At 77.5% G+C, this 4,560-nt stretch carries 2 protein-coding genes and 1 pseudogene; 2 read left to right on the top strand and 1 reads right to left on the bottom strand.

The window, feature by feature from the left end:
* Positions 1-126, top strand: a pseudogene (locus ACSNOK_RS30985) (CNNM domain-containing protein); the annotation flags it as partial.
* A gap of 610 nt (positions 127-736) precedes the next feature.
* Complete coding sequence (locus ACSNOK_RS30980; protein WP_436784123.1) at positions 737-1,525, top strand: GntR family transcriptional regulator; 789 nt, start codon at positions 737-739, stop codon at positions 1,523-1,525.
* Between the two features lie 43 nt (positions 1,526-1,568).
* Here ACSNOK_RS30980 and ACSNOK_RS30975 read toward each other — a convergent pair whose 3' ends face one another.
* The gene (locus ACSNOK_RS30975) at positions 1,569-4,517 is read right to left on the bottom strand and encodes a DEAD/DEAH box helicase (RefSeq protein WP_436784122.1); all 2,949 of its coding nucleotides are present in this window, start codon (positions 4,515-4,517) and stop codon (positions 1,569-1,571) included.
* Between the last annotated feature and the right edge of the window lie 43 nt (positions 4,518-4,560).

Raw genomic sequence — 4,560 nt, 5'->3', positions numbered from 1 at the left:
GCCCTGCTCCTGATCCTCGCGAACGGCTTCTTCGTCGCCGCCGAGTTCGGCCTCGTGACCGTCGAGAAGCCGGAGGCAGAGCGGGCCGCGGCGGGCGGCGACCACCGGGCCCGCACCGTCGTCGAGGGGGACGGCCCGGGCGGTGGTGGAGGGGGTGACGGCGGCGGTCCGCGCCGGCGCCGGATCGTCATCGGTGTGCTCGCCGGGTTGCTGCTGGCGGGCGGCGTCGGGCTCGCCGTCGCGTTGGCCGCCAAGGACGACTCCGACCGGCCCGCACCGGACGACACGCCGACGGCCCGCGCTTCCGCGACCCCGTCCGGCCGCATCCCGCACGGCCTGCCGTCCTCTCTGCCCACCTCCTTGCCGACGTCGCTGCCCACCTCCCTCCCGACCTCGCTCCCGACCGATCTGCCGAGCCGCCTCCCCTCGGGCTTCCCGTCCCGGCTGCCCTCCGGCTTCCCCAGCTCCCTGCCGACCTCCCTGCCGACCGGTTTCCCGACCCGGGTCCCACGGCTCCCGACGGCGCTCCCGACGGCCTTGCCGCCCGGACTGCCCGGCGGAGTGTCGGCCGTGCGGAGCCGGTGAAGCGGGTCGCGCGGGGCTCGTGGCCGCCGATGTCGGCGCGTACGGAACCGCCCGGGGGCGCGGGGAGGCGGACGGCCTGACGGCGGCCCGCCTGCCCGTCCCGCCGGAGGGCCCTCTGGCACGGGACCGCCCGATCCGGCATAAAGAGGACATGCTGACGGCAGACGAACCATCCATCGAGCGGCGGCCCCTCCACGAACGCGTGGCCGCCGACCTCCGCGACGAGATCCTGTCCGGAGCCGTCGCCCCGGGAACGGTCCTGACGGCCACCGGGCTGCGGCGCCGGTTCGCCGCCCCGGACGCGACGCTGGAACGGGCCCTGGACCTGCTGCGCGCGGAACGCCTGGTCACCGGGCGCGCCGACCCGGCCGAGGCGCCGGAGGCCGTCGTCCTGGCACACCGGCAGCGGACCCTGACTCCCGCGCGGACCCTGGCCCCCGCCGCACCCGGAAGCCCGTACCGCTGGCTCACCGAGGCCCGCGCGACCGGTGTGCGCGCCCGGATCGCCCTGCTGGAGGTCACCGCGGTGCCCGAGCCGCCGCCCCACGTGGCCCGGGCGCTGCGGCTGGGCGAGGACGGCCAGGCCGTCCTGCGGTCGCAGCTCCTCCTGTTCGACGACGAGCCGGTCGGGCTGGTCAAGGCGTACTTCCCGCTGGACATCGCGCGCGGCACCGCGCTGGCGGAGCGCCGCAGGATCCGCGGCGGCATCTCCACCCTCCTCGCCGGCCTCGGCCACCCGCCGCGCAGATGCGTGGACTCGGTCTCCGCCCGCGTCCCCACCCAGGAGCAGCAGGCCCGCCTGCGGCTGCCGGACGGGATGCCGGTCCTGCGGACGTTCCGCGTCGTGTACACGGACGGCGACCGGCCGGTCGAAGCGCACGACACGGTCGAGGCGGGGCACCTCTACGAGCTGCGGTACGAGTTCTCGCAGGCGCGGTAGCGGTCACCGGGCCGCCGCGGCGCACGGAATCCGCCGGAGGGGATCAGCCGCGCGGTGCGCGGAGCGCCACCAGCTCGGCCAGCTCGGTGTCGCCGAGCTCGGTCAGCGGGCCGACCCCGCCGTCCCCGGCCGTCAGTACGGCGTCCGCCAACGCCTGTTTGCGGCGCAGCAGTTCGGCGATCCGGTCCTCGACGGTGCCCTCGGTGACCAGCCGGTGCACCTGTACGGGCCTGGTCTGGCCGATGCGGTGGGCGCGGTCGGTGGCCTGGGCCTCGACGGCGGGGTTCCACCAGCGGTCGAAGTGCACGACGTGCTCGGCGCGGGTGAGGTTCAGCCCGGTGCCGGCGGCCCGCAACGACAGGAGGAGGACGGGCACGTCACCGCTCTGGAAGCGGCGGACCAGTTCCTCCCGGCCCGCCACGGGAGTGCCGCCGTGCAGCAGCCGCGCGGGCACGCCCCGGTCGGCGAGATGCCGTTCGAGCAGCCGGGCCATCCGCACGTACTGGGTGAAGACGAGCACGCTCGCGCCGTCGGCGAGGGCGGAGCCCAGCAGTCCGTCCAGCAAGTCCACCTTCCCCGAGCGGCCCGCCAGGCGCGGCGCCGCGCCCGGACCGGCGTCCTCCTTCAGGAACTGCGCGGGGTGGTTGCAGATCTGCTTCAGGCTCGTCAGCAGCTTCACCACCAGCCCGCGCCGCCGGGGGCCGTCGGCCTCCGTGACCTCGGCGAGCAGCTCGCGCACCACCGCCTCGTACAGCGCGGCCTGTTCGGCGGTGAGCGCGGCGACGCGGTCGGTCTCCGCCTTGGGCGGGAGCTCGGGCGCGATCCCCGGATCGGACTTGCGGCGGCGCAGCAGGAACGGGCGGACGAGCGCGGCGAGCCGCCGGGCCGCGTCCGGGTCCGCGCCGGACTCGACGGCCCGGGCATGGCGTCGGCGGAACGCCTCCAGCGGGCCGAGGAGGCCGGGGTTGGTCCAGTCGAGGATGGCCCAGAGCTCGGTCAGGTCGTTCTCCACGGGGGTGCCGGTGAGCGCGACGCGCGCCTTGCCGCCTAGGGCGCGCAGCCGGCGGGCGGTGGCGGAGTACGGGTTCTTGACGTACTGGGCCTCGTCGGCGACCACCATGCCCCAGACGACGTCCTCCAGCCGGTCGTTGTCCTTGGCGGCCCTCCGCATCGTGCCGTACGTGGTGAGGACGAACGCGTCGTCCGGCAGGGCGGCCAGGGAGCGGGACGTGCCGTGGAAGCGCCGGACGGGCACGCCGGGCGCGAACCGTTCGATCTCCCGCTGCCAGGTGCCCAGGACGGAGGCGGGGCAGACGACGAGCGTCGGGCCCGCCGCCTCCGGCCGGGCGCGGCGGCACAGGTGCAGGGCGATGAGGGTGACCGTCTTGCCCAGCCCCATGTCGTCGGCCAGGCAGCAGCCGAGACCGAGCGAGGTCATGCGGTCCAGCCAGGAGAGGCCGCGGAGCTGGTGGGGGCGGAGGGTGGCGGCGAGTCCGGCGGGCCGGGGCAGCGGCTCCCGGGCGGCGTGGGGATCGGCGATCAGGTCCCGCAGGTCGGCCAGCCGGCCGACCGGGCGGACCTCCACCGTCTCGTCGGGGGCCGCTCCGGTGGCGGCCCGGCCGGTGAGGGCGATGCCGAGGGCCTCGACCGGGGTGAGCGCGCGCGAGCGTCGCTCGCGGGCACGGCGGACGGCGGCCGGGTCGACCAGGACCCACCGGTCGCGCAGCCGGACGACCGGGCGGCGGGCCTCGGCGAGCCGGTCGAGGTCGGCGCGGCTCAGCTCCGTGCCGCCGAGGGAGTGCCGCCAGCGGAGTTCCGACAGGGCGTCGGCGGAGAAGACGGGCGGCGCGCCCGGGCTCCGGTCCGGGCGCGCCGGGCGGTGGGCGCCGTCCGGCGGGCCGACGACGGCGTGCGCGGTGAGGGTACGAGCGAGCTCCCGCGGCCAGTGCACCTCGACCCCGACGGCGTCCAGGGCCGTCGTGGCGGCACCCAGCAGCTCGACGGTCTCCGCGTCGGTCAGGTCGAGGGCGCCGGGGACGGCGGCCGACAGCAGCGGCTTCAGGGCGGGCCAGGCGCGGGCGGCGCGGCGGAGGGCGAGCCGGGCGCCGGCTTGGGCGCCAGGGGTGAGCAGGGGCGAGGCGGACGACGGGGAGGTGGGCGACGGCGAGGCGGGCGTCGGCGAGGCGGGGCCGGCCCACACGTCGGCGGCGTCGGCGACCAGTGCCGGGTCGGCGAGATCGTGCACCTGAAGGACGGCCCGCAGGCGCGGGCCGGAGTCGCGGGGGCCGGTCGCTGTCAGGCCGTGGGCCTCGACACGGAGGGAGAGCCGTACGGCGGCGGGGCTGGTGGCGGGGGTGCCGGACCGGGGCTCGGGCAGGGGATTGATGGCCGGCTCGGGCTCCTCGACCGTACGGAGGCCGGGCCGGTGCCGTGCCGCAGGTACGGCGGTGGCGAAGGTCAGGGCGGGGGAGCGTGGCAGGCCGTCGGCGACGGCACCTAGGAAGGAGTGGAGCAGCCGTTCCGGGCAGGACGAGGGGTCGGGGGCCGCGCCGGGCGGCATGGCGGCGGCCAGCTCCCGTACGCGTCGTAGGTCCTCGGGGGCCAGGGCGTTCCCGGCCCGCGTTCCTTCCGTCGCCGTTGCGCCGAGCTCGGGCGACAGTTGGCCGCGGGCGGCCAGGCGCAGGGCGAGGACGGCGGCGGTGCCCCAGAAGGCGGTGGTCGCGTCGGCTCCGGCCGTGCGGGCGCGGGTGAGGGCGGGCAGAGCGGTCCGCACGGGCAGGACTAGGGCGCTGACGTGCGCCGGAGGCGTCCCCGAACCGTCCGGCGAGGCGACCTGCACGTTCTCCACCGGCCCCCGCGCCTCGGGCGCCGTACCGTCCGGCCGCCAGAAGGCGACGCTGTCCGCCCGGGGCGGCGCGGCCGGGAGGAAGACGGCGGCGCAGCCGGCCAGCAGGGTGGCCTCGGCGGCGGTCAGGGTGTGCGGTGGGGTCACGGAGCGGTGCGTTCCTCGGGCCGGCCGGGTCGCGCGCGGCGGC

The sequence above is a fragment of the Streptomyces sp. URMC 126 genome (genome assembly GCF_051386555.1).
In the GTDB taxonomy this organism is placed as follows: Bacteria; Actinomycetota; Actinomycetes; order Streptomycetales; family Streptomycetaceae; genus Streptomyces.
Note: the sequence above shows the minus strand (reverse complement) of the source record. Positions and strands in the feature narration are given on the sequence as shown.